At 31.7% G+C, this 24,068-nt stretch carries 24 protein-coding genes; 10 read left to right on the forward strand and 14 right to left on the reverse strand.

The window, feature by feature from the left end; translation table 11 throughout:
- Window positions 1-5: 5 nt before the first annotated feature.
- Window positions 6-665 carry a CBS domain-containing protein gene (locus VCM48_RS12685; protein ID WP_482270738.1) on the reverse strand — a complete coding sequence of 220 codons (660 nt, stop codon included), beginning with the start codon at window positions 663-665 and terminating at the stop codon, window positions 6-8.
- 59 nt (window positions 666-724) lie between these two features.
- Between VCM48_RS12685 and VCM48_RS12690 the strand changes: the two genes are divergently transcribed.
- Together VCM48_RS12690 and VCM48_RS12695 are read left to right on the forward strand one after the other, a co-directional pair.
- Window positions 725-1,438, forward strand: coding sequence for a pyridoxine 5'-phosphate synthase (locus tag VCM48_RS12690; protein ID WP_440120770.1), 714 nt, complete (start codon window positions 725-727; stop codon window positions 1,436-1,438).
- A 2-nt stretch (window positions 1,439-1,440) separates the two neighbouring features.
- Window positions 1,441-2,208, forward strand: a complete 768-nt coding sequence (locus VCM48_RS12695; RefSeq protein WP_482270739.1) for an alpha/beta fold hydrolase — start codon at window positions 1,441-1,443, stop codon at window positions 2,206-2,208.
- Between the two features lie 75 nt (window positions 2,209-2,283).
- Here VCM48_RS12695 and VCM48_RS12700 read toward each other — a convergent pair whose 3' ends face one another.
- Window positions 2,284-2,541 carry a hypothetical protein gene (locus VCM48_RS12700; RefSeq protein ID WP_274639097.1) on the reverse strand — a complete coding sequence of 86 codons (258 nt, stop codon included), beginning with the start codon at window positions 2,539-2,541 and terminating at the stop codon, window positions 2,284-2,286.
- Between the two features lie 146 nt (window positions 2,542-2,687).
- Here VCM48_RS12700 and VCM48_RS12705 point away from each other — a divergent pair, with 146 nt between their 5' ends.
- Entirely contained in the window at window positions 2,688-3,068 is a 381-nt protein-coding gene (locus VCM48_RS12705) for a hypothetical protein (RefSeq protein ID WP_274639098.1), read from the forward strand.
- Between the two features lie 23 nt (window positions 3,069-3,091).
- Here VCM48_RS12705 and VCM48_RS12710 read toward each other — a convergent pair whose 3' ends face one another.
- The 4 genes from VCM48_RS12710 to VCM48_RS12725 form a co-directional block, all read right to left on the reverse strand.
- Window positions 3,092-3,541 carry a TlpA family protein disulfide reductase gene (locus VCM48_RS12710; protein WP_482270740.1) on the reverse strand — a complete coding sequence of 150 codons (450 nt, stop codon included), beginning with the start codon at window positions 3,539-3,541 and terminating at the stop codon, window positions 3,092-3,094.
- Window positions 3,542-3,643: 102 nt separating this feature from the next.
- Window positions 3,644-4,222, reverse strand: a complete 579-nt coding sequence (locus VCM48_RS12715) for an NAD(P)H-dependent oxidoreductase (RefSeq protein ID WP_482270741.1) — start codon at window positions 4,220-4,222, stop codon at window positions 3,644-3,646.
- 62 nt (window positions 4,223-4,284) lie between these two features.
- The gene (locus VCM48_RS12720; RefSeq protein ID WP_440120774.1) at window positions 4,285-4,851 is read right to left on the reverse strand and encodes a Crp/Fnr family transcriptional regulator; all 567 of its coding nucleotides are present in this window, start codon (window positions 4,849-4,851) and stop codon (window positions 4,285-4,287) included.
- A 22-nt stretch (window positions 4,852-4,873) separates the two neighbouring features.
- Window positions 4,874-5,611, reverse strand: a complete 738-nt coding sequence (locus VCM48_RS12725) for a class I SAM-dependent methyltransferase (RefSeq protein WP_482270742.1) — start codon at window positions 5,609-5,611, stop codon at window positions 4,874-4,876.
- A 207-nt stretch (window positions 5,612-5,818) separates the two neighbouring features.
- Here VCM48_RS12725 and VCM48_RS12730 point away from each other — a divergent pair, with 207 nt between their 5' ends.
- The 4 genes from VCM48_RS12730 (at window position 5,819) to clpX (ending at window position 9,692) form a co-directional block, all read left to right on the forward strand.
- Entirely contained in the window at window positions 5,819-6,166 is a 348-nt protein-coding gene (locus VCM48_RS12730; protein ID WP_047788622.1) for a phage holin family protein, read from the forward strand.
- A 131-nt stretch (window positions 6,167-6,297) separates the two neighbouring features.
- The gene (gene tig / locus VCM48_RS12735) at window positions 6,298-7,620 is read left to right on the forward strand and encodes a trigger factor (RefSeq protein WP_482270743.1); all 1,323 of its coding nucleotides are present in this window, start codon (window positions 6,298-6,300) and stop codon (window positions 7,618-7,620) included.
- A 129-nt stretch (window positions 7,621-7,749) separates the two neighbouring features.
- Window positions 7,750-8,409, forward strand: a complete 660-nt coding sequence (gene clpP / locus VCM48_RS12740) for an ATP-dependent Clp endopeptidase proteolytic subunit ClpP (RefSeq protein ID WP_440120777.1) — start codon at window positions 7,750-7,752, stop codon at window positions 8,407-8,409.
- Between the two features lie 44 nt (window positions 8,410-8,453).
- Window positions 8,454-9,692, forward strand: coding sequence for an ATP-dependent Clp protease ATP-binding subunit ClpX (clpX, locus tag VCM48_RS12745; RefSeq protein ID WP_274639106.1), 1,239 nt, complete (start codon window positions 8,454-8,456; stop codon window positions 9,690-9,692).
- Window positions 9,693-9,761: 69 nt separating this feature from the next.
- Here the strand turns inward: clpX and VCM48_RS12750 are convergent, their stop codons facing one another.
- Entirely contained in the window at window positions 9,762-10,688 is a 927-nt protein-coding gene (locus VCM48_RS12750) for a leucine-rich repeat domain-containing protein (RefSeq protein ID WP_482270744.1), read from the reverse strand.
- A gap of 125 nt (window positions 10,689-10,813) precedes the next feature.
- On the opposite strand from VCM48_RS12750, the gene dnaG reads away from it, so the two are divergent.
- Window positions 10,814-12,823, forward strand: coding sequence for a DNA primase (gene dnaG / locus VCM48_RS12755; protein ID WP_482270745.1), 2,010 nt, complete (start codon window positions 10,814-10,816; stop codon window positions 12,821-12,823).
- A gap of 215 nt (window positions 12,824-13,038) precedes the next feature.
- On the opposite strand, the gene nadE is transcribed toward dnaG, so the two are convergent.
- Window positions 13,039-13,827 carry an NAD(+) synthase gene (nadE, locus tag VCM48_RS12760; protein WP_482270746.1) on the reverse strand — a complete coding sequence of 263 codons (789 nt, stop codon included), beginning with the start codon at window positions 13,825-13,827 and terminating at the stop codon, window positions 13,039-13,041.
- A 92-nt stretch (window positions 13,828-13,919) separates the two neighbouring features.
- Between nadE and gldB the strand changes: the two genes are divergently transcribed.
- On the forward strand, window positions 13,920-14,882 hold the full coding sequence (gene gldB / locus VCM48_RS12765) for a gliding motility lipoprotein GldB (RefSeq protein ID WP_121146169.1): 963 nt from the start codon (window positions 13,920-13,922) through the stop codon (window positions 14,880-14,882).
- On the forward strand, window positions 14,882-15,220 hold the full coding sequence (gldC, locus tag VCM48_RS12770) for a gliding motility protein GldC (protein WP_047788614.1): 339 nt from the start codon (window positions 14,882-14,884) through the stop codon (window positions 15,218-15,220). Before gldB ends, gldC begins: the two co-directional genes overlap by 1 nt.
- 28 nt (window positions 15,221-15,248) lie before the next feature.
- Here gldC and folK read toward each other — a convergent pair whose 3' ends face one another.
- The 6 genes from folK to tamL all read right to left on the reverse strand — a co-directional run bounded on the left by folK (window position 15,249) and on the right by tamL (window position 23,999).
- Window positions 15,249-16,379, reverse strand: a complete 1,131-nt coding sequence (gene folK, locus VCM48_RS12775) for a 2-amino-4-hydroxy-6-hydroxymethyldihydropteridine diphosphokinase (protein ID WP_482270747.1) — start codon at window positions 16,377-16,379, stop codon at window positions 15,249-15,251.
- Between the two features lie 283 nt (window positions 16,380-16,662).
- Window positions 16,663-18,900, reverse strand: a complete 2,238-nt coding sequence (locus tag VCM48_RS12780) for a polyribonucleotide nucleotidyltransferase (RefSeq protein ID WP_482270748.1) — start codon at window positions 18,898-18,900, stop codon at window positions 16,663-16,665.
- A gap of 185 nt (window positions 18,901-19,085) precedes the next feature.
- Entirely contained in the window at window positions 19,086-19,355 is a 270-nt protein-coding gene (gene rpsO / locus VCM48_RS12785; RefSeq protein WP_133534815.1) for a 30S ribosomal protein S15, read from the reverse strand.
- Window positions 19,356-19,484: 129 nt separating this feature from the next.
- On the reverse strand, window positions 19,485-20,342 hold the full coding sequence (accD, locus tag VCM48_RS12790) for an acetyl-CoA carboxylase, carboxyltransferase subunit beta (RefSeq protein ID WP_274639113.1): 858 nt from the start codon (window positions 20,340-20,342) through the stop codon (window positions 19,485-19,487).
- Between the two features lie 50 nt (window positions 20,343-20,392).
- Window positions 20,393-21,451 (reverse strand): class II fructose-bisphosphate aldolase, encoded by a 1,059-nt coding sequence (gene fbaA / locus VCM48_RS12795; RefSeq protein WP_482270749.1) that lies wholly within the window; start codon window positions 21,449-21,451, stop codon window positions 20,393-20,395.
- A gap of 94 nt (window positions 21,452-21,545) precedes the next feature.
- Window positions 21,546-23,999: a translocation and assembly module lipoprotein TamL gene (tamL, locus tag VCM48_RS12800; RefSeq protein ID WP_482270750.1), complete on the reverse strand. Its 2,454-nt coding sequence runs from the start codon at window positions 23,997-23,999 to the stop codon at window positions 21,546-21,548.
- Between the last annotated feature and the right edge of the window lie 69 nt (window positions 24,000-24,068).

Genomic DNA, 24,068 nt, shown 5'->3' on the forward strand with positions numbered 1-24,068 from the left:
AAAAATTACATATCTAAGTACTTTCTTAGATAGGCAGCTCTATCTTTTAGTTCTTCTAAATAAAAATCATCTTCATGTTGAGTGATAACATTGTAACCGTACCTGCGAAATGTTTGAATGATTTCATTCATCTCTTCTGAAACAATTTTAAGAGTAACTTCAACACTATTTATATTTTCAGAAGAAATGTATGCGCCTAATAGCTTGCCATTACTAGCTTCAACTATTTGTGCTACTTGACTCATAGAATAATCTGTTTTATTCTTATCAATAATCAAAGTGTCACTTTCGTTGTGTAAAAAAGGGCTGTTTGCAAAAGCATCTAAAATATCACTTAATTCATAATATCCTACATAATGCAAGTTCTTATCAAGAACAGGAATTAAATTCGAATCATTATCAGCAAACAAAGCAATTAAATCGAGTAAAGTAGCATTTTCATTTGTGTAAAAATGATCTAATAAGTACGAATACTCTCTAAGTGTACGATTTTTATTTTCTATAGTCTGAATGTCACTTTCAGGCAAACAACCTACCAGTCTGTTGTTTTCAACAACAGGAATATGGGTTATAGGCAAATCATTACACAGACTTTGAGCACTTTTTACAGTGCTGTTTAGTGAGAGTGCTTTAATTTCTTTTAATATAAAATCGTTGATTTTCATTACTACGAATATAGTTTAAAATGTTGGAATGCGTTACCTTTGTAGCCTAATTTTATAGCATGACAAAGTTAAGTGTTAATATTAATAAAATAGCTACACTTCGTAATTCTAGAGGTGGAAACGTACCTAATTTACTAAAAGTAGCAGCCGATATACAAGATTTTGGGGCAGAAGGAATCACAATTCACCCAAGACCAGATGAACGTCATATTCGTTATCAAGACGCTTATGATTTAAAATCAATTGTAACAACTGAATATAATATTGAGGGAAATCCAATTGATAAGTTTAAGCAAATGGTGTTAGAAATTAAGCCAACACAAGTAACATTGGTTCCTGATAGTGTAGATCAACTTACGTCTAATGCTGGTTGGGATACTATAACACATCAATCGTATTTAAAAGATGTGATTGCTGAGTTTAAAGAAGCAGGAATTAGAACATCAATTTTTATTGATACCGATTTAAAACTAATTGAAGCTGCTGCAAAAACAGGAGCTGATAGAGTTGAGTTGTATACTGAAGAATTTGCAACGCAGTACGAAAAAGGAAATAAAGAAGCTGTAAAAGTGTACGCAGAAGCAGCTATATTGGCAAATGAAGTAGGGCTAGGAGTTAATGCAGGTCATGATTTAAGTTTAGATAATATTCAATTTTTTAAACAAAATATTCCTCATTTGGCTGAAGTGTCTATTGGACATGCATTAATTTCAGAAAGTTTGTATTTAGGTCTAGAAAATGTAGTGAATATGTATTTACATCGTTTGCAATAACTATGGAAGTATTACACTCAAAAATAATTGGAGAAGGACGGCCGTTGCTTATTTTGCATGGATATTTTGGTATGGGTGATAATTGGAAATCACATGCTAATAAATTTGCAGAAGACGGTTTTGAAGTGCATTTAATAGATCAACGAAATCATGGAAGGAGCTTCCATGTAGATGCTTTTGACTATGAATTGTTAGTTGGTGATTTGTACAATTATATTCAACATCATAATCTAGAAAAAGTAGATTTGTTAGGACATTCTATGGGGGGAAAAACAGTAATGCTGTTCGCAACCGAATATCCTGAGTTAGTAAATAAACTAATTGTGGCAGATATTTCACCAAGAATGTATCCGCCACATCATCACGAGATTTTAGCAGCTCTAAACTCTGTAGATTTTTCAGTGCAAACCTCACGTAAGTTGGTAGACGAAAAACTGGCTGAGTTAATTCCAGAAAAAGGAATTCGTCAATTTTTAGCCAAAAACGTTTATAGAAAAACAAAAGATGAATTAGCATTTCGTTTTAACTTAAAATCGTTAACAGAAAATAACAGTGAGGTAGGGGTAGCGTTGCCTTCTTTTACGGTTTTTGAAGGAGATACGTTATTTTTACGCGGAGCAAATTCAGGATATATTTCAAAAGAAGATGAGCCGTTAATTCAAGCACACTTTCCAAAAGCAGTAATAAAAACTGTAGCCAATGCTGGGCACTGGCTACATGCTGAAAATCCAAAGGATTTTTATAAAGAAGCTATAACTTTTCTAAAATAAAAAGCGAGGAGGAATTTGTTAATCCCTAGTCCCTCGCTTAAAATACTCGCCCCCCGGCGAAAAACAAAAAATGTATTAAGGGAAATCACTGTTTATTTCATTAATCAAGCTATTTATATTGCTATCTATAGCTTGTTGGTCTTTCATATAGCTATGGAAAACAACTACAATAGCTTTTTCAATAGTTAAATTTTTTCTTTTACCAGAATATACCTTTTGTATAGTTTCTAAAGAAAAATTATGACCATTCTTGCTTAAGTAGTTTTTTACCTTTTCACGGTATTTAGGTGGTTTTATTTTTTCTAATTCTTTTCGTTGTATAGCAGTTATCATAAAAACTCAAATTGTTTTTTAGAAGTTGATAGCACTTTTTAATTTATATTTGTACGTATCCTGTACTTATTACGAAGTAAAAATACAAACAAAAATCTAAATACGAAAACAAAATTAAATAAAATTTAGAAAAAAGTTATTTTTCAATGAGCGATTTTGTAGATGAAACTTATAAGAGAGTAGAAGAAATAATTAACTATAAAAGGTTAAATATTAGGTCTTTTGAGGAGATTATTGATGTGTCTAACAATTCTATTGGAACAGCAATAAGAAGAAAATCGTCATTTAAAAGTAATGTGTTAAACAAAATTCTACATTCTTTTCCAGAGATAAATCCAACTTGGTTGCTTACGGGTAAAGAGGAAATGTTTCTTAACAATATAGATAAAGCTAACGAACCTGCATCTAAATATAACTTGCTAGATATAAAAAGCAAGGTAAAAGATAATCTAATACATTTATTGTTAGAAGACAAAGAAGTAAAAGAGGCGATAGCAACACAGGTTTCAGAAGTCTTAAGGAAATAAAAACTTAACGGTTACTTTAAAAGTTAATCTTCGTTTTCAGTTAAACTCTCCAAAGCATAATACAATCTATTTTGCGCGTTGTCTTGCGAACCAAAGATAGATCGATATACTTCACCGTCAGGAGTTAACAATATCCACTGTGGTGTTCCTTCCGAGTTAAAAAAATCATACATTTTATGATTGTTGTCTATATAAATAGGAAAAGGGAGCTTGTTTATAGTAAAAATACTTAGAATATCATCTTTAGTAACATTGTTACTGCTAAAATTACTATGAATACCAATAACTTCAATATCCTTGTAGGTTTGTTTAAATTTATAAGCTAATGGAATAGCTCTTCCTGTACAACCTAAACAAGCATTGTTGTAAAATAACAATAATAGAATTTTGTTAGCATACTTTTCAAGTAAATCAACTTCATTTTGATTAAAGTCGGTAACTTTTATTGAGGTTACAATTTTGCTAGTATCCATTTTAGGTTTTTAATTGAAGTTTTAGCAAAGTTATTTAAAAAAGAAGAAGCTTTTAATTCTCTACAAGCTAAAAACATTCTTTAGCTTGTAGAGTTAAGTTTGTTACTGTAGGTTTTTACCTAGTGTATATACTTTACTTAACCACAAATTTCTTTGTTCTATGGTTGAATCTTTTATTACTGATAGGAAAGTGGTTTTAACAGGTTTAATACCACAAAACTCCAATGTTCCTTTTTTAAACTGTCTAATAGCAGGTCTTTTCATAAAAAGATAATCATACCAACTAGGTGTGTCTGAAGTTATAATGAGTCGAGAGGTTTTACCTTTTAAAAGCTTTTCAGGAAAAGGTTTTCCTTCAACAGGCTGAAAAGTAATTCCTGGTAAAAAAGCTCTGTCAATAAAACCTTTCATTATCGCAGGGTAGCCTGCCCACCAAATAGGAAAAACCCAAACAATATGATCGGCTTTTCTAATTTTAGCCAAAGAGGCTAATAAATCAGGTTCAAGTTCAGTTCTTTTTCGGTAACCATATTTAAGAGTTGGGTTAAAGTTTAAATCAGCAATAGTAATTTCTTCAATTGTAGCGTTGGTTTCCAAAGCACCTTTTTTGTAAGAAGCGGCTAGTGCATGGTTAAAACTTTCTTTATCTGGGTGTCCGTTTATTAATAAAATGTTCTTCATAATATAGTTAAGATTATGAAGCAAAGTACGGGTGGTTTTACAAGCTTAAAAAGGACAATTGTCTAATAAAAAACCGATTTTCTAATTCGGCTCAAATGCCGTTGTGTAATTCCTAAATAAGAAGCAAGATATTGCAGTGGTATGGTTTGTAAATAGCTAGGGTGTGTTTCTAGTAGTTTTTTATAACGGTTTTCAGCGCTTTCATTTTGTAACACAAAAATTCTGTTTTCAAGATTTATATATTCTTGCTCAGCAAATGTTTTAAAAAGACGTAACCAATTAGTACTTGAATTTTCTAGAGCAACAAATTGCTCTTTGGAGATGCTGTATAGTTCAGCATCGGTTAACGCTTGAATGTTCTCGTTAGTTTTTGTTTGAGAGATGAACGATGAATATGCAGTAACAAACGAATTTTCTGATAACAAACAATAGGTAGCTTCTTTTTCGTCAGACGAATGATAAAAGGATCTAAAAATACCTGAAGCTATAAAAGCAACTTCTTTACAAGTGTTTCCTTCTTGAATAAAAAAATCTCCCTTCTTAAGTTTTTTATACCTAACTAAATTTACAAAGTTGTCTATTTCTTCTTTAGTAAGAATGTTATATGAGGCTAAGTGTTTTTTGAGCATTTTATATGGGCTAATAAGTAGCTTAATTATTTTTTACAGCAGAAATTATGATGAAAATAGGTCTTCTCATTTCATCTTTCATTTCTGGGTATTTTTCCAAAACTAGCTCAGAAGGTTTCGGTTCAGAAATTTCTTGAATATCAAAACCCGATTTAATTACTGTATTAATTATAGTTTCTAAGGTTCGGTGATATTTAATTACTTCATGTCCTAGAAAATTAGTTTTTCTTTCTCCTTCGTCTTGATAGTTGTCTAAAGGCCAATGCAATCGATTTTCATTTTCATCTAAAAACCAATTTTGTTCTGGCTTACATGTAAATGAAGGGTGTTCCATAGAAAATATAAGACTACCTCCTTTTTTTAGAGTTTTATTTATTTTGTTAAAAACAGGTTTTAAATCTTTTAAATAGTGGAATGCAAGTGAACTAATTACAATATCGAATTCTTCTGATTTAAAGTTAATGTCTTCTATGGCTGTTTGTATATAATTAATTGCCAGTTTTTTTGAATTTTCTATAGCTCTATCTATCATTTTTTTCGATAAATCAACTCCAGTTACATTTTTGGCACCTTGCTGTTTGGTATAAATACAATGCCACCCATACCCACAACCAAGATCAAGTACATTTTTATTTAGAAAATCAGGTAGCATTTTTTGTAAAACACTCCATTCTCCAGCGGAGTTTAGGCCGTCAATTGAACGAGGCATTTTGCCATAACTCTCAAAAAAATCATTATCATTATATTTATTCTGTTTCATCTTAAGGGTGTTTTTTGTGTAAACTTTAGTAGTTAACAAAAGTAGTTACTTAATAAAAAGAGTCAAACAAAAGTTTTTAAACCTGCCAAAACAGCAGGTTTCTGTTTTTGGTATGGTTGTGGTGAAGTATATGAGGTGTTACGAATTAATAGTTTCAGTGAAAAAGAGTAAATTTATAATTCATAACCAATTAAATAAAAAAGAAAAATGAAAACATTTTTAAAAGTATTATTAACTGCATTGGCAGTAATTGTTTTGGCAAATATTTTACCAGGAGTAACCGTAGCAAGTTATACAACCGCAGTAATTGTAGCGGTAGTAATTGCTTTGTTAAACCTATTTGTGCGTCCGTTACTAGTGTTTTTTACATTGCCTGCAACCATCGTTACACTAGGATTATTCTTATTTGTAATTAATGCAGTAATTATATTATTGGCAGATAAACTAGTGTCAGGATTTGCAGTTAGCGGATTTTTTACAGCGCTCTTGTTCAGTGTATTGCTGTCAATTTTCAGATCATTAATGTTTTCGCTATTAAAAGAAGGAGACGAATAAGTAACCTAAAACATTAAAAACTAGAAAATAAGGGAGGTAAAAAAGATAATATTCTTATAGCTAAAAGTCTTGGTTATCAATAAATAAAGTAGTAATTTTGCACCCGATTTTTTAAGAAACAGATTTTTAAGATGAATATAACAAAAGAAAACGTAGATGCATTAAATGCAGTTGTAAAAGTTGATATTGTTGCAGAAGATTATCAAGATAAAGTAACAAAAGTATTAAACGATTACCGTAAATCAGCGAACATTCCTGGATTTAGAAAAGGTCATGTACCAATGGGAATGGTAAAGAAGCAATACGGAAAATCAGTAATGATTGATGAGGTAAACAAGCTTTTACAAGAGTCGTTAAACAAATTCTTAGTTGAAGAGAAGTTAGATATCTTAGGTAATCCATTACCAAGAGTTCAAGAAGATTTCAATTGGGATGCTGATAAATTCTCTTTTGAGTTCGAATTAGGATTAGCTCCTGAGTTCGATGTAAACTTAAAGCCAAAAAACAAAGTAACTCAATATAACATTGTTGCTACTGACGAGTTAATCGAAAAAGAAGTTGAAAACATTCAATCTCGTTACGGTAAAATGTCAGCTAAAGACGAAGCTACAGAAGAAACTAACGTTACTGGTACTTTCGTAAACGAAGAGAAAGAAATCAACAAAAAATCTACAATTTCTGTAAAAGATATTAAAGGAAAAACAAACTTAAAAAAGTTTGTAGGTGCTAAAGTAGGAGACGTTTTAGAATTAAAAACTAAAAACTTATTTGAAGACGAGCACAAGTTACAAGGAGCTTTAGGAGTATCTCACGATGAGGTTCACGATTTAGACATTCCTGTAACATTTACTATTGAAGAAATTACTGAAATAGAGCCAGCAGAATTAGACCAAGAGTTATTTGATAAATTATTTGCTGACGGAAGTGTAAAAACTGTAACTGAATTAAAAGACAAAATTAAAGAAGACGCAGAAAAGCAGTTCCAACAACAAGCAGATCAACAATTGTTAAATGCAATTACTGAGAACTTAGTTGATAGTACTAAGTTTGATTTACCAGTTGAGTTCTTACAAAAGTGGTTACAAACTGCTGGAGAAAAAGAGTTAACTGCTGAACAAGCTGTTGAAGAATACAACAAGTCTGAAAAAGGATTACGTTACCAATTAATCGAAGGAAAGATTATGAAGGATAACGATATTAAATTAGACTATGCAGAGTTAGTAGACTATGCAAAAGGATTTATTAGAGCTCAAATGGCTCAGTTTGGAAACATGAATCCAGAAGAAAAAGAATTAGATGATATCGCAGGAAGAATCTTACAAAACCAAGATGAAGCACGTCGTTTACAAGAGCAATTAATTTCTCAAAAATTATTAGCTTTTTATAAAGAAAACATGAGCTTTGACACAAAAGAAGTTTCTTACGAAGATTTCATTAAAGAAGTATACAAGTAACAGTTAATTACTGATGTTATAAATAAAAACCTGAATGTACATTCAGGTTTTTTTAGCCATTAACTGTAACAAAATACTAACGAAATAGTTCTTATATTTACATCTTTATAACCCAAAAACATTTTAAAAATGGATTACGGAAAAGAGTTCGAAAAATACGCAACAAAGCATCACGGAATAAATAGCAGCTATTTAGGAAAAATTACTAGTAGCTTAACTCCATACATTATGGAAGAACGTCAAATGAATATTACTCAAATGGATGTTTTTTCTCGTTTAATGATGGATAGAATTATCTTCTTAGGTACAGGAATTAACGATCAAGTAGCTAATGTAATTCAAGCACAATTATTATTCTTAGAAAGTGTAGATGCTAATAAAGATATATCAATTTACATCAACTCACCAGGAGGTGGAGTATACGCTGGTTTAGGTATTTACGATACCATGCAATTTATTAAGCCAGACGTAGCTACAATTTGTACAGGTATGGCCGCTTCTATGGGAGCTGTGTTAATGTGTGCAGGAGAAAAAGGAAAACGTTCAGCGTTACCACACTCTCGTATCATGATTCACCAACCATTAGGTGGAGCACAAGGACAAGCTTCTGATATTGAAATTACAGCTCGTGAAATTTTAAAATTAAAAGATGAGTTGTACCAAATAATATCAAAGCACTCAGGTCAAACAGTAGAAAAAGTAAACCAAGATTCTGATAGAGATTATTGGATGAAAGCCGAAGAAGCAAAAGCTTACGGTATGGTAGACGAAATTTTAACTAGAAAATAATAAAACAGCTAATAGCAGTGAGCTGTTGGCAATAAGCTGATAAGATGTCGAAAGAAGAAAATTTACAATGTTCCTTTTGTGGGCGTAAAAAACCAGAAACCGATTTATTAATCGCAGGTTTAGATGCACATATATGTGATAAATGTATAGAGCAAGCTCATGGAATAGTAGAAGAGGAAATAGCTGAAGCTAAAACAAGTGATTTATCAAAAGATCTTACCTTAAAAAAGCCAAGAGAAATTAAAGCTTTTTTAGATGAATATATCATAGGGCAAGATCAAACTAAAAGAGCCATGTCTGTAGCAGTGTACAATCACTATAAAAGATTGTTACAAACTAGAGATGATGAAGATGAGGTAGAGATTGAAAAATCAAACATCGTTTTAGTAGGAGAAACAGGAACAGGAAAAACCTTAGTAGCTCGTACAATTGCAAGAATGCTAAACGTACCATTTTCTATTGTAGATGCTACCGTGTTAACACAAGCAGGTTATGTAGGGGAAGATGTTGAAAGTATCTTAAGTCGTTTGTTACAAGCTGCTGATTACGATGTTGAAAAAGCTGAAAGAGGTATTGTATTTATTGATGAAATAGATAAGATAGCTCGTAAAGGAGATAACCCATCAATTACACGTGATGTTTCTGGTGAGGGAGTGCAACAAGCTTTACTGAAACTATTAGAAGGAGCAGTTGTAAATGTAGCTCCTAAAGGAGGAAGAAAACATCCTGAACAAAAGTTTATTGAAGTAAATACCAAAGATATTTTATTTATTGCCGGAGGAGCTTTTTCTGGAATAGATAGATTTATTAGCAAGCGTTTAAATATGCAAGCGGTTGGTTATAGTGCTTCGGTAGAAGAAGATAAAATAGATCACGATAACTTATTACAATACATTACACCTTTAGATTTAAAATCTTTTGGCTTGATACCAGAAATTATTGGTCGTTTACCAGTATTAAGTTATATGAATCCGTTAGATGAAAAAACACTTAGAGCTATTTTAACAGAGCCTAAAAACTCAATTATAAAACAGTATACTAAGTTGTTTTCAATGGATGATGTTGAGTTTACAATGACCGAAGAGGCATTACAGTTTATTGTTAATAAGGCAGTAGAATACAAGTTAGGAGCACGTGGATTACGTTCGTTATGTGAAGCTATATTAACAGATGCAATGTTTGATATGCCAAGTTCTGATGAAAAAGAATTTAAGGTAACAAAAGAATATGCAGAGTCGAAATTAACAAAGTCAGCATTAAAAAAATTAAGAGCAGCATCTTAAAAATATTTACTGAGAGAAATAAAAAAGCCATCAAATTTTGATGGCTTTTTTATTTTATAAACTAAGGTGTTATTCTGCTTTATGAAGCTTACTATATTGCTGTATCCATTTAGTAATTTCTTCATCTTTAATATCATACTTATACATAAGATCTTCTCTTATCTGCTTTAAGTATTTTTCATTTAAAACACTTTTTTCATATTCAGAAATAACTAGTTGCTTAAAGCTTTCAGCATACTTTTGTACAGGTTTTTTAACCTCTTTAGGCTCATTTTCTGTAGTTTCAGTTTCTACAATCTTTTTTTCTGCCTGTTCTACAACAATCTCTTCTGTAACCTTGTTGTCAGCAACAACACCATTACTTGTCGCATAAGTGGTTTTTTCGTCTTTATACCATCCTTGAGGAATGTTAGCTAATTGCTCTTCACTAACAATAATAGTTTTAATCTTGTTACCTGTAACATCCATACTTTCTAAGTTAGGACAGTTTGATACGTCTAACGTAGTAAGTTGATTGTAACTAGCATATAAGCTTTGAATATTTGGGTTTTCACCAAGTATTAAAGAGGTTAATTTGTTATAATCGCAACTTATATAGGTTAAGTTATGATTCTTACTAACATCTAAGCGCTCAATTTTGTTTTCACTACAGTTTAAGAAACTTATTGAAGAGCTTTGAGATAAATCAATCTTTTTAATCTCGTTACCAAAACAATCCAAACGTCTTAAATTAGGAAAGCTTTCTAAACCAGTTAAATCTTTAATTTTTGAATAAACATTAGGTAAGTCTTTGTTTGTAACAGGATCATTAACATTTAAGTTAGTAACATATTCTGCATCACTAATTGTAATACTACCGTTTAAACCGTTAGAGTCAATTTTTAAATTGATTAAACATTCCTCTAAACCAATATCAGGAATTCGAATAGTTTCTTGTGAATAAATGTTAAATGCAAAAAGTGTTGCAAAACAAAGGGGGATAATTGTTTTCATCATAAGGGGAATTTTTGCCAAAATTATGTAATTATATGTTTTTAGCAAATTAAATTTGCCAAGAGTTTTATAACAATAAGCTAACTTTTAAAACTAGTAGTATATTTGTTAGCCGTATTTTATAGTATATGATAACCCAACAAACCATAGATAGAGTTTTTGAGAGCGCCCGAGTAGAGGAAGTGATAGGAGAATTCGTGCAATTAAAAAAGTCGGGAAGTAACTTTAAAGGCTTAAGTCCTTTTACAGACGAACGTACCCCTTCGTTTATGGTATCGCCAGTAAAACAAATTTGGAAAGACTTTAGTACAGGAAAAGGAGGAAATGCAATTTCATTTTTAATGGAACACGAGCATTATACTTATCCTGAAGCGATACGTTGGTTAGCCAAAAAGTATAATATTGAAATAGAAGAAACCGAGCAGTCTGATGAGCAAAAGCAGCAAATGAATGAACGAGAAAGTATGTTTTTGGTCTCAAAGTTTGCTAAAGACTACTTTCATGATGTATTAATGAATACACAAAACGGAAGAGCTATTGGTTTATCTTACTTTAAAGAAAGAGGATTTAGAGAAGACACTATTGAAAAGTTCGATTTAGGATATTGTAAAGACGAATGGGATAATTTTACCAAAGCAGCGTTGGCTAAAGGTTATGATTTAAAATACTTAAAATCTACTGGTTTAACGATTGTAAAAGAAGGAGGAGCAGAAGATAGAAAGTTCGACCGATTTAAAGGGCGTGTGATGTTTCCTATTCACAGTATGTCTGGACGTATTTTAGGTTTTGGAGGTAGAATACTTACTAACGATAAAAAGGCCGCAAAATACCTGAATTCACCTGAGAGTGATATTTATCATAAGAGTAAAATTCTTTACGGTCTATATCAGGCCAAAAAAGAAATAGCTAAAGAAGATAATTGTTTTTTAGTAGAAGGGTATACCGATGTAATTTCGTTTCACCAATCTGGTATTGAAAATGTAGTAGCGTCTTCAGGTACAGCATTAACACCTGATCAAATTCGCTTAGTAAACCGATTAACACAAAATATAACCGTACTTTTTGATGGTGATGCAGCAGGAATTAGAGCTTCAATTCGAGGAATTGATTTAATTCTTGAGCAAGGAATGAACGTAAGGGTAGTGGCTTTTCCAGAAGGAGAAGATCCTGATAGTTTTGCCAAAGCGCATTCAAATGCTGAATTAAAACAGTATTTAGAAGAGAAGTCACAAGACTTTATAGAGTTTAAAGTTTCTTTATTAATGAAGGAAGCAGCGAACGACCCTGTTAAAAAAGCAGGATTAATTAGAGATATTGTTACGAGTATTTCTAAAATTCCTGATGGTATTCAGAGAGAAGTGTATGTGCAAGAATGCGCACGTATTATGGATATTTCTGAAAGAGTACTATTTAGTGAGCTTGCACAGTTACTAAAAAAAGGTGCGACAGTAACGAGAAAGAGCAGTGTAGGACAAGACGCTAATCAACCACCTCCAGAATATTTTCAAGAGCAAGGACAAGCTTCAATGGAAGCTATAAAAGGAGGAAAAGGGAAGTTGCAACAAAACATCAATCAATTAAATATCCTTGAAAAAGAAGTAATCAGGATTTTGTTGTTATATGGTAACGAGATTGTTGATTTTGTAAACTGGGTAGAGGCAGTTGACGAAAGAGGACGCCCGTTTTTAGAAAAAGAAGAATACCAGAATACGGTATCAAACGAGCTGTATTTAAACTTACAAGAAGACGAAATAGAGTTTACCAATGAAATATTTAGATTAACTTATTATGAGTTAATTCATCAATTAAATCAAGATGAAAAAATAAAAGTAGATCATTTGGTAATGCATGAAAATCCTCAAATATCTAGTTTAGTAACTAATATTTTAATGGATGAAGAAAAGTACAATTTAAGCGATTGGGAGCGTAAAGAGGTTTTTGTAACAGAGACAGTTAAAATTCTTCCAAAGCTAGTTACCGATGCTATTTTAAACTTGCGTAGAGTTTTAATTGAAGAGAAAATTAAAGAGATTATGCAAGAAAGTCAAGAACAAAAAGCAGTTCCTAACCTAGAAGAAATCAGTAATTATACAGGATTAAAAAAGCGCCTTTTTGAAAAACTAAACCGTGTAATCTAAGGTTTATAAACTGCTAATTATTTAGGGTTTTAACATTCTTAACATTTTTTTTGTAACTTTACCAGCGAAAAGAACAAGAAATAAAAGAAAAAATGAGAAAGTTGCTACAAATTCTAGAATTACTTAGGTTGCTAGTTATATTACCTTTTAATATTTCTAACGGGCACAAAAAAAGTGCTTACCAAAAAATTAAACGACAAATGATGTCGGTTAATTTACTTTAAGTCTTTAGGAATTTCACAAATAGGAATAGGAATCATTTTATGCTGATTAATTCGGTTGAGACGAGTGTATATTTTATACACTTCTAACTCTCTACCAGAAAAATCACTTTCAGTTTTTCCTGCATCTTGCATTTCCATAGCCCATTCTAGTTCATCGTATGAAGCTCCAATTTGGTCTTCGTCTGTTCTATCATCACCCCATAAACCATCAGTTGGAGGAGCTACTATAATATCATTATTTATACCTAGATATTTTGCTATTTCATATACTTCAGATTTTACCAAGTCAGCAATAGGACTTAAATCAACACCTCCATCACCATATTTTGTATAAAAACCTACGCCAAAATCTTCTACTTTATTTCCAGTTCCAGCAACCAACAAACCATGTAAACCAGCAAAATAATATAAAGAAGTCATTCGCAATCTTGCTCTAGTGTTGGCTAAAGCCATAAAGCGTTTTTCTTCACTTTCAACAGGAGGTAATGAATTTACTAAACTATCAAATACAGGAGTTAAATTTATTTGTTTCATTGAAACATTATCAAATTTGTTATTTAACCAGTCTATATGGTCTAATGCTCTACTTACTTGATTTTTAGCTTGATGAATCGGTAACTCAATACATAATGTAGGTAAACCAGTTTTTGCACACAAAGTTGAGGTAACAGCACTATCAATACCACCAGAAATTCCTACAACAAAACCATTCACTTTGGCATTAGTAGCATAATCTTTTAACCAATTTATAATATGTTCAGCAACCTTAGGAGTGTTCATTTTTGTGATATTTTAAGAGTTTACAGTTAAGTGGTAAAAACTAATTTAGTAATTTCGACGTTGTAATTTAGAATGTAAATATACTAAAGTTCATGAGAAAAATTTTAGCCCTAGTTGTCTTAGTTTTTATAAATATTTCATGTAAAAATGATGAAAGTAACAAGTTAGGTGTAGATGTGTCTAATATTAATGTGAATATTAATTTAGAACGCTTTGATGTTGATTTTTATACAACTAAACCAAACGAATTAAATAAAACAAAAGAAAAGTATCCGATGCTTTTTCCTCCACAGCCTGATAGTGTTTGGGTGAACAAGATTAATAATAAAGACGAACGAGAGTTATTTGCTGAAACTCAAAAGGTTTTTCCTGATATAGAAGAAGAAAAAGGGCAATTAAGATCTCTTTTTAAGCATGTTAAATATTACAATCCAAGATTTGTAAGTCCTAAAGTGATTACTATGCTAACAAACATCGATTATAATAACAGAATTGTATATACGGATAGCTTATTGTTGATTTCTTTAGATTCTTACTTAGGAAAAGAACATGAGTTTTATAATGATTATCCAGCATATGTAAAACAAAATAATACCAAAGAACACATCGTAGTTGATGTTGCTAAAGCTATTGTTGGTAAACAAATGTTACCTAGTATGGCAAGGAGTTTTATTGATAAAATGATTTACAGAGGGAAAAAAATGTATTTGTTAGATGCTTATTTACCAAACACATCAGATGCCTTGAAAATAGGATACTCACAAACAAAATTAGATTGGGCAGAGAGAAATGAAGAACAAATATGGATGTATTTTGTAGAAAAAGATTTGTTGTACAGTACAAGCAAAGATGTTGATAAACGCTTTTTAGATTTAGCTCCTTTTTCTAAGTTTTATATGGAAGAGGATAGTCAATCACCAGGAAGAATAGGAGAGTGGATTGGTTGGCAAATCGTACGTTCGTACATGCAAAAGAATGATGTATCTTTGCATAAATTATTACAAACAAGTGAAGAGGAAATCTTCAAAAACTCAAGATATAAACCAAAAAGATAATGGCGATAGAGCATACATCAAAAATAACATTTAAAGTAGGGTTAGACGAAAACAGAATTCCAGAAGAAATTACTTGGAACGCAGAAGACGGAGGTATAAAAGATGAAGCTTCAAAAGCAATTATGCTATCTGTTTGGGATCATAAACAAAAAGATACATTGCGTATGGATTTATGGACTAAAGATATGCCTGTAGATGAAATGAAGCAGTTTTTTCATCAAACCTTAGTGTCTATGGCAAATTCTTTTGAAAGAGCTACAAACGATGAAAAAATGAGTGCAACCATGCGTGATTTTTGTGACTACTTTGCTGAAAAATTAGAATTAATTCAGAAATAAAAAAAGCAGCTTTTAAAAGCTGCTTTTTTTATGCGTTATAATTTTTTATTTTACTAATAATAGTTTCATAGTCATTTGGGTTGTTTACAAAATCTAAATCAGAAACATCAACAATTAGAATATTTAAGTCAGGTTGTGTTTTGATAAAGTTGCTATACCCATCATGGATTTTTTGTAAATAACTCGCTTCTATATTTTGCTCGTAATCGCGTCCACGCTTTTTAATGTTTTCTAGTAAACGTTCTGTGTTTTGGTATAAGTACACATACAAATCAGGCTTTGTGATTTCTTTGTACATTAAATCAAACATTTTTCTATACAATTTATATTCATCACTATGCAAGGTGACTTGTGCAAAAATGAGCGATTTAAAAATGTAGTAATCAGAAACAATAAAGTTTTTAAATAAATCAAACTGCGCTAAATCATCAGAAAGTTGTTGGTATCGATCTGCCAAAAAACTCATTTCTAAAGGAAAAGCATAGCGTTCATTATCGTTATAAAATTTTGGTAAAAAAGGATTGTCTGCAAAACGCTCTAAGACAATTTTAGCATTAAATTCATCAGACATCATATTGGCTAATGATGTTTTACCAGCCCCAATATTACCTTCAATAGCGATATAATTATACTTCTCAGTAATAGGAATTGGTCTTTCTAATTTTATATCAAGCTTTGTAATTTCTGAAGTGTCTGCACAATTTTCCAAACAAATATATAAATGCTTTTTTTCTATTGGATGAATAACATTACGAGCAATTTCAACCAATGGAACTAAAGCGAATTTACGTTCTAACATTCTTGGATGCGGTACGATTAAGGTTTTAGAGAAGATAATTTCATCATCAAATAATAAAATATCTAAATCAATTAACCTATCAGAATATCTTTCAGAGTTTTTTCGAGTCCTTCCAAGCTCTTTTTCTATAGAAAGTAACCTAAGTATTAGTTGTTCTGGTGGTAAATATGTTGAAACTTTAATACAAGTGTTATAAAAGTTATTGCTGTCAAACCCCCATGAAGCAGTTTCATATACAGACGCTACTTTTAATACAGCACCTACTTTATCGGCAATCAAGTTAATTGCTTGTTGAATATTATCAAGCTTATTACCTTGATTGGTTCCTATAGAAATATATGTAATTCGTTGTATTTTCATGAATGGGATGCAAAGAAAACTAAAACTAAAAAAACAAAAGCTAAAAAAAGATTTTTTATTTAAATAAATTTTTCAAAAAAGGGTAGGGTATTTTATTTTTTAACTGTTATAGTAGTGGATTTCTTTATAGAGTAAGATTTTTATATGATTATTGGGGAATGATCTGAAACAACTCTAAGTTAAAGGCTGCTAATTTTAGCAGCCTTTCTTCTTTTTAAGACGTATATAAAAACAAAAAAAAGCAACCTAATTAGGTTGCTTTTTTATATCTAAAAATTGAATCTTAAGACTCTTTTTTATCTTGTCTAGGTTTTCTATCATCACGACGATTATCGCGGTTACGATTATCACGACCTCTATTATCTCTGTTATTGTCTCTAGGTGGTCTAGCTACATAACCTTCAGGTTTAGGTAATAATGCCTTACGAGAAACTTTTTCTTTACGAGTTTTAGGATCAACACCAAAGTATTTTACATCAATAACATCACCAATGTTCACTACATCTGTAACGTTGTTTGTACGTTCCCAAGCTAACTCGCTAACGTGTAATAAAACTTCGTTTCCTGGAGCTTCTGTATATTCAACAACAGCACCAAAATCTAATATTTTTATAACTTTTACTTCGTATACAGAACCTTTTTCAGGTTTAAACATCATAGAGTCAATACGAGCTATAACTTTATCTATACCTTCTTGGTTTGTTCCTAAAATCTCAACGATTCCTTCTTCTGTAACAGGGTCTTCGTTAATAACAATCGTAGTCTCTGTTTCTTTTTGTAACTCTTGGATGTGTTTTCCACCAGGTCCAATAAATGCTCCAATTAAATCGTTAGGAATTACTCTATTCACCATTTTAGGTGCATGAGCTTTTACATCTTCGTTAGGAGTTTCAATAGTATCAGTTAATTTCTCTAAGATGTGTAAACGACCATCACGAGCTTGTTTTAATGCATTTACTAAGATTTCATAAGATAATCCTTTAATCTTAATATCCATTTGACAAGCAGTAATACCGTCAGCAGTACCTGTTACTTTAAAGTCCATATCACCTAAGTGATCTTCATCACCTAAAATATCAGATAATACAGCATAACGATCACCATCAGAAATTAATCCCATTGCAATACCAGAAACTGGTTTTTTCATTTGAACACCAGCATCCATTAATGCCATAGTACCAGAACAAACAGTTGCCATTGAAGATGAACCGTTAGATTCTAATACTTCAGAAACAACACGAACAGTGTATGGACAATCTTCAGGAATCATTCCTTTTAAAGCTCTTTGAGCTAAGTTTCCGTGACCAATTTCACGACGAGACGTTCCTCTTAAAGGACGTGCTTCACCAGTTGAAAAAGGAGGGAAGTTATAGTGTAAGTAGAACTTTTCTTCACCTTGTAATGTTGGAGAGTCTACCATGTTAGCATCTCTAGAGGTACCTAAAGTAACAGTAGCTAACGCTTGAGTTTCTCCACGTGTAAAGATTGAAGAACCATGAGTTCTTGGTAAATAATCTACTTCACACCAAATAGGTCTAATATCAGTAGTTTTACGTCCGTCTAAACGTAAACCTTCGTTTAAAGTTAAATCTCTAACTGCAGCTTTTTGTGCTTTGTTAAAGTATTTTCCAACTAAATCTCCAAAGTCTTCTAATTCTTCTTCGGTAAACGTAGCGGTAATTTCTTCTTTGACTTCAGAAAAAGCTAAACCTCTTTCTTGTTTAGAAGTACCTTTTTTAGCAATATCATAACATTTTTGATATGCCGCATCGTGAATTTTTTGAGCTAATTCTTCATCTTCTCTTTCACCTTCATACTCACGAGTTTCTTTTTTACCTGCAGCTTCTGCTAAAGCAACTTGAGCAGCACATTGTACTTTAATCGCTTCGTGTGCAAACTTAATTGCGTCAGCCATTTCTTCTTCTGAAATTTCTTTCATTTCACCTTCTACCATAGCTACAGAGTCAGCAGAAGCACCAATCATCATATCAATGTCAGCCTCTTGTAATTGAGTGTAACTTGGGTTGATGACAAATTCTCCGTTAATTCTTGCTACACGTACTTCAGAGATAGGTGTTTCAAAAGGAATGTCTGATAATTGAATAGCAGCAGAAGCAGCTAAACCAGCTAAAGCGTCTGGCATTACTTCTTCGTCATGAGACATTAATTGAATCATCACTTGAGTTTCAGCGTGATAATCTTTTGGGAAAAGTGGACGTAATACACGGTCTACTAAACGCATTGTTAAAATTTCTTCGTTTGAAGGGCGTGCCTCACGCTTCATAAATCCACCAGGGTAACGACCTGCAGCGGCAAATTTTTCACGGTAATCTACCGTTAATGGTAAAAAGTCAATACCTGGGTTTGCAGTTCTTGCTGATACAACTGTTGCTAATAACATTGTATCTCCCATTCTTACAACAACAGAACCATCTGCTTGTTTTGCTAATTTTCCTGTTTCTAATGTGATGGTTCTTCCATCTCCAAGCTCTATGACTTGGTTAAATACTTTTGGAATCATAAATTAATTCTTCTAAATTTTAATTCGTTTTTTTGTTGTTGTGTTGTTGTTGCTCCAATGGAAAATCAAAATTGTTGTTAGTAATTTTGAGCTTTTTATATATAAATTTCTGGTTGTTAGTCAGAAATACTATTTAGTTTAAAATAAAAAAGAGGCACATTTATAGAGCCTCTTTTTCTGTAGAATTATTTTCTAATTCCTAATTCTTTAATAATCGCACGATATCTGTTGATTTCTTTTTTCTTAAGATAATCTAATAAGCTTCTACGCTTACCTACCATACGTACTAATGAACGCTCTGTGTTAAAATCTTTACGATTTCTTTTTAAGTGCTCAGTTAAATGGTTAATTCTGTGCGTAAATAACGCGATTTGTCCTTCAGCAGTACCAGTATCATTTGCTCCTTTACCGTGTTTTGCGAAGATTTGTTCTTTAACTTCTTTTGTTAAATACATGCCAATATTATTTAAATGATTATTATGTACTCAATGCTATTACATTGAAGTTGCAAATGTACGATTATTTTTTGGAATGATAACGAAAAAGTTAGAAAGCAAAAAAGCCAGCAAACGCTAGCTTTTTTGTTATGCTCTTACAGGTTGGTTTTGTATTAAATCTAAATATAGGTTTACCTGTTTTTTTAAGTCTTTTCGTTCGTAAATAGCATCTAAGAATCCATGTTCTAACAAAAATTCAGAACGTTGGAAACCTTCTGGCAAATCCTTACCAGTTGTATCTTTTACTACACGTGGTCCTGCAAATCCAATTAAAGCATTTGGTTCTGCAATGTTAATGTCTCCTAACATGGCAAATGAAGCTGTGGTTCCTCCAGTAGTTGGATCGGTACATAAAGATATGTATGGAATTTTAGCTTCTGCTAATTGTGCTAGTTTTGCAGAAGTTTTGGCTAATTGCATTAAAGAAAGTAAGGCTTCTTGCATGCGGGCTCCTCCTGATTTGGAAATCATTAAAAAAGGAATATTGTTTTTGATAGAGTAATCAATAGCTCTTGCTATTTTTTCACCAACAACACTTCCCATAGATCCACCAATAAAAGCAAAATCCATCGACGCAATTACTAAATCTTTTCCCATTGATTTACCAACGGCAGCACGTGCAGCATCTTTTAAACCTGTTTTCTTCTGAGCTGCTTTTAGTTTTTCAGGATACTTTTTAGTGTCTTCAAATTTTAAAGGATCTTTAGCAGATAGTTTTGGATCTAACTCTTTGAAATTATTGTCATCAAAAAAGATTTCAAAGTACTCTTTACTACCTATACGTACGTGGTATCCGTCTTCTGGACTTACGTATAAATTCTTTTTTAATTCGTCGGTATCAATTATTTTTCCGCTAGGGGTTTTATACCACAAGCCTTTAGGCGTGTCTTTTTTTTCTTCTGTTGGGGTTTGAATCCCTTTGTCTGTACGTTTAAACCAAGCCATAATTTAGTTTTTTATTCTTTAGTTGTTTGGTTTTCCTTTTTCAAAGAATATTATAATGTATTCACATTATTTAAATCTTCAAAAGCTTTCTTTAATCTAGCTTTAAAAGTTTGTTCTCCTTCACGTAACCATTTGCGAGGATCGTAATATTTTTTATTAGGAACATCATCACCTTCTGGGTTACCTATTTGTGATTGCAAATATGCAGATTTTTCTTTCATATAATCACGAACACCTTCTGTAAATGCATATTGTAAATCTGTATCAATATTCATTTTAATAACTCCGTAGCTAATAGCTTCACGAATTTCTTCTAAAGTAGAACCTGATCCTCCATGGAATACAAAATCAATCGTATTATGAGGAACGTTATATTTTTCTGAAATATATTCTTGAGAGTTCTTTAATATTTTAGGAGTTAATTTTACATTCCCTGGTTTGTATACACCATGTACATTACCAAAAGCAGCAGCGATTGTAAATTGTGAGCTTACTTTCATTAATTCTTCATAAGCGTATGCTACTTCTTCAGGTTGAGTATATAGTTTAGATACATCTACATCAGAGTTATCAACACCATCTTCTTCACCACCTGTAATCCCTAATTCAATTTCTAAAGTCATTCCCATTTTACTCATACGAGCAAGGTATTCTTTACAAATTTCGATATTTTCTTCTATAGGTTCTTCACTCAAATCAATCATGTGAGAACTATATAAAGGCTTCCCTGTTTCCTTATAAAATTGCTCACTAGCATCTAATAAACCATCAATCCAAGGTAATAATTTTTTAGCAGCATGATCGGTATGTAAAATAACAGGAACTCCGTATGCTTCTGCTAATAAATGTATATGTTTTGCACCAGCTACTGCACCTGCAATAGCAGCTTTTTCGTTGTCGTTTGATAAGCCTTTACCTGCATTGAATTGAGCACCTCCATTTGAGAACTGGATTATTACAGGCGAGTTAAGTTCTTTAGCTGTTTCTAAAACAGTATTAATAGTGTTTGATCCTACAACATTAACAGCTGGTAATGCAAAGCCTTTTTGTTTTGCTAATTCAAAAATCTCTTGAACTTCTTTTCCGGTGGCAACTCCAGGTTTAATCATTTTTTATTTGTTTAGTAGTGTGTTACATAAATTACGGAACAAATCTACACTTTTTTATACAAGTTGCGATAAATTTTTAACAGAAAGTACTTTGTTAAAAGGGGTAATTAATACCTATATTTAGTACTGAGTTAGAGAAATTGAAGTTTTGAAACCACTTATTATTAGTTAAGTATGGTTCGTGTGCTTTGAATCCTAAATCTAATCTAGCAATTAAAAACTTAAAGTCATAACGAAGTCCGAAACCAGCTCCAACAGCTATATCTTTTAAAGATTTAAAACCATTAAATTTAGCTGGGTCATCAACAAATTCTGTATTAGTTATGTCCCAGATATTTCCTGCATCTACAAATAATGCAGATTTTAAGGAACCAAAAACATCAAAACGGTACTCAAAACTAGTTAAAAACTTTAAACTTCCTATGTTGTACTCAAGAACAGGTGCTCTTGTACCAGGTCCTAAATCGTATGTTCTCCAGGCGCGTATATCGTTAGAACCTCCTGCAAAATAACTACGAGAAAAAGGAACACCAGAATTGTCGTAAGTAAAAATAGCTCCAAGAAAAGTTCTGTGTGCTAATACATTGTTATCACCTAAATCCCAATATTTTTTGTATTCGATATCCGTTTTAAAGTATTGAGCGATAGGGATTTTGAATACGGTTTTTTGACCGGAACTGTTTGTTTTTTTAGATAGAAGCCCCATGATATTCCCTGAATTAGCGATTCGGAACTTAAAAAAAGAAAAGCTAGCGTCTTTAATGCTTTCTTGATTATTGTAGGTATAACCGTATGCTATCTCAGGGATTAAAAAGTCAGAAGTCACAATGTTATACCTGTTAGCAAGGTTTAAAACATTTTGAAATTCAGTAGGGTTTGAAGCTGCAAAATCAGCATCAGTAAGCACATTTGAAACAAAACTAATTATCTCATTAGAGCTACTAGGTGTGTTATCAGGAAAAGAATATGAAGGGTCATAAATTTCGGCAACTTCAGCTAATTTTCGATATTCTGAATTGTAAATAGAAAAATAATTGTCAACGTTTAAGTTTCTGATATATTGAGTGTTTAATAACTCCAATTGAATAGACTTTTTCTTGTCATAGTCCCATTTGTAATCTATTCCAACAGATATGTTTTGTTTATCTAAACCAATATTTTTTTGAATTCCAATTCCTGAATAAAACTTAGTTCTTGGAAACATTCTTTTGGGTACTAGTTTATTTAGCCCGAAAGGAGCCATAAAGCGAGGTACTTCTAATGAAATATCAGAACCAATTTCCCAACCAGGACCATTATTGGAGTTGAAGTAAGACCCAAAAGCTGATAATTTAAAAAGTTCAGCTCCTTTGAAAGTATTTCTATTTGTTAATGAAAACTTTAAAGAAACATCAAAGTTACGGATGTTTGAACGTGATAGTTCAGTTTCAAATCCTAAAGTATATTTTTCAATGGGAGTTAAATACACATTAGCTTCTAGCTCATTTTTACTTAGTTCACTATATCGAATAGAAGTGGCTTTGAAATTTTTCAGGCCTCTTAAATGTGTACGAGTTAAATTCCTTAATGAATCACTATATACTGTATTGGGCTTTATAAATAGAGATTGTGATAAATACTTAGGGTTATATTTTAACTTCTTAAGTGCATAAAAGTTAATCCCTTTATAAGAGGTAGTATCATTGTGTTCAGAGTTTCTTGTGTTGTAGGTATAATCGGTAAAAACATTTACTTTTTTTACTCTCTGAATTTGAAAAGGGACAGTTTTGTCAGAAATATTAATATCTACATCAGTTTTTTCATAATTTTTTAAAGTGTCATTTTCAAATGAAATATAGTTTTCATTGAATTGATATATTCCTTTGTTTCTGAAAAGTTTTACAAGTCGATTAGCCTCTTTTATAAAGTTGTCATTTTTATAATGGTCTCCAGATTTTAAATAGCTTTTGTTTTTTGAAATCTGATATAGAGAGTCTAAAACTGGTGATGTAATAAAGGTTTTTATAGTGTCAAGGTAAGAAGGATTTCCTTTTGTAATATGGTAACTAATTTCTCCTTTCTTTTTACCGATAGTATCTTTTTTTGAAGAAACTTTTGCTCTAAAATATCCTTCAGTTTGGAAGTAAGCTTTTAAGTTATCTACAGTCCTATTGGTTTTTTTGTCATCAATTATAATTGGAGCTTGTCCACTAGTTATAAACCAATTATTAAATCCTATAAATGTCTTAGCTACAGCAATACTCTGTTTTTCGGAAAAAACATTTTTATAAAAGTTATAGGTTTTTGGGTGCTTTTTAGCCCATTCGCTTGGTGTTTTCGGAGCTTCTGGGTTACCTAAATTATAAAAATGTAATGATAAAGGCATACCTAGAGCCTTAGCATTAGGACGTTGTATTAATAGCTCAGTAATATTTTCGCTTGAGTTTTTTACACTGTCAATGTATACCGTGTTTTTGGCTAGCAATAACTCGTTTTCTTTAACATATTTAATCGTGCTACAAGAGCTGAATAAGACTACTAATAAAAAGAAGAAAGAAAGTTTTTTCATTAACTTTACGCCTCGTATTAAGAATCAAAAATACTATTTTTTAGTGGTTTTAGAGTGTTAAAAACAATT

This window comes from Tenacibaculum sp. DPLXC6 (assembly GCF_056815515.1).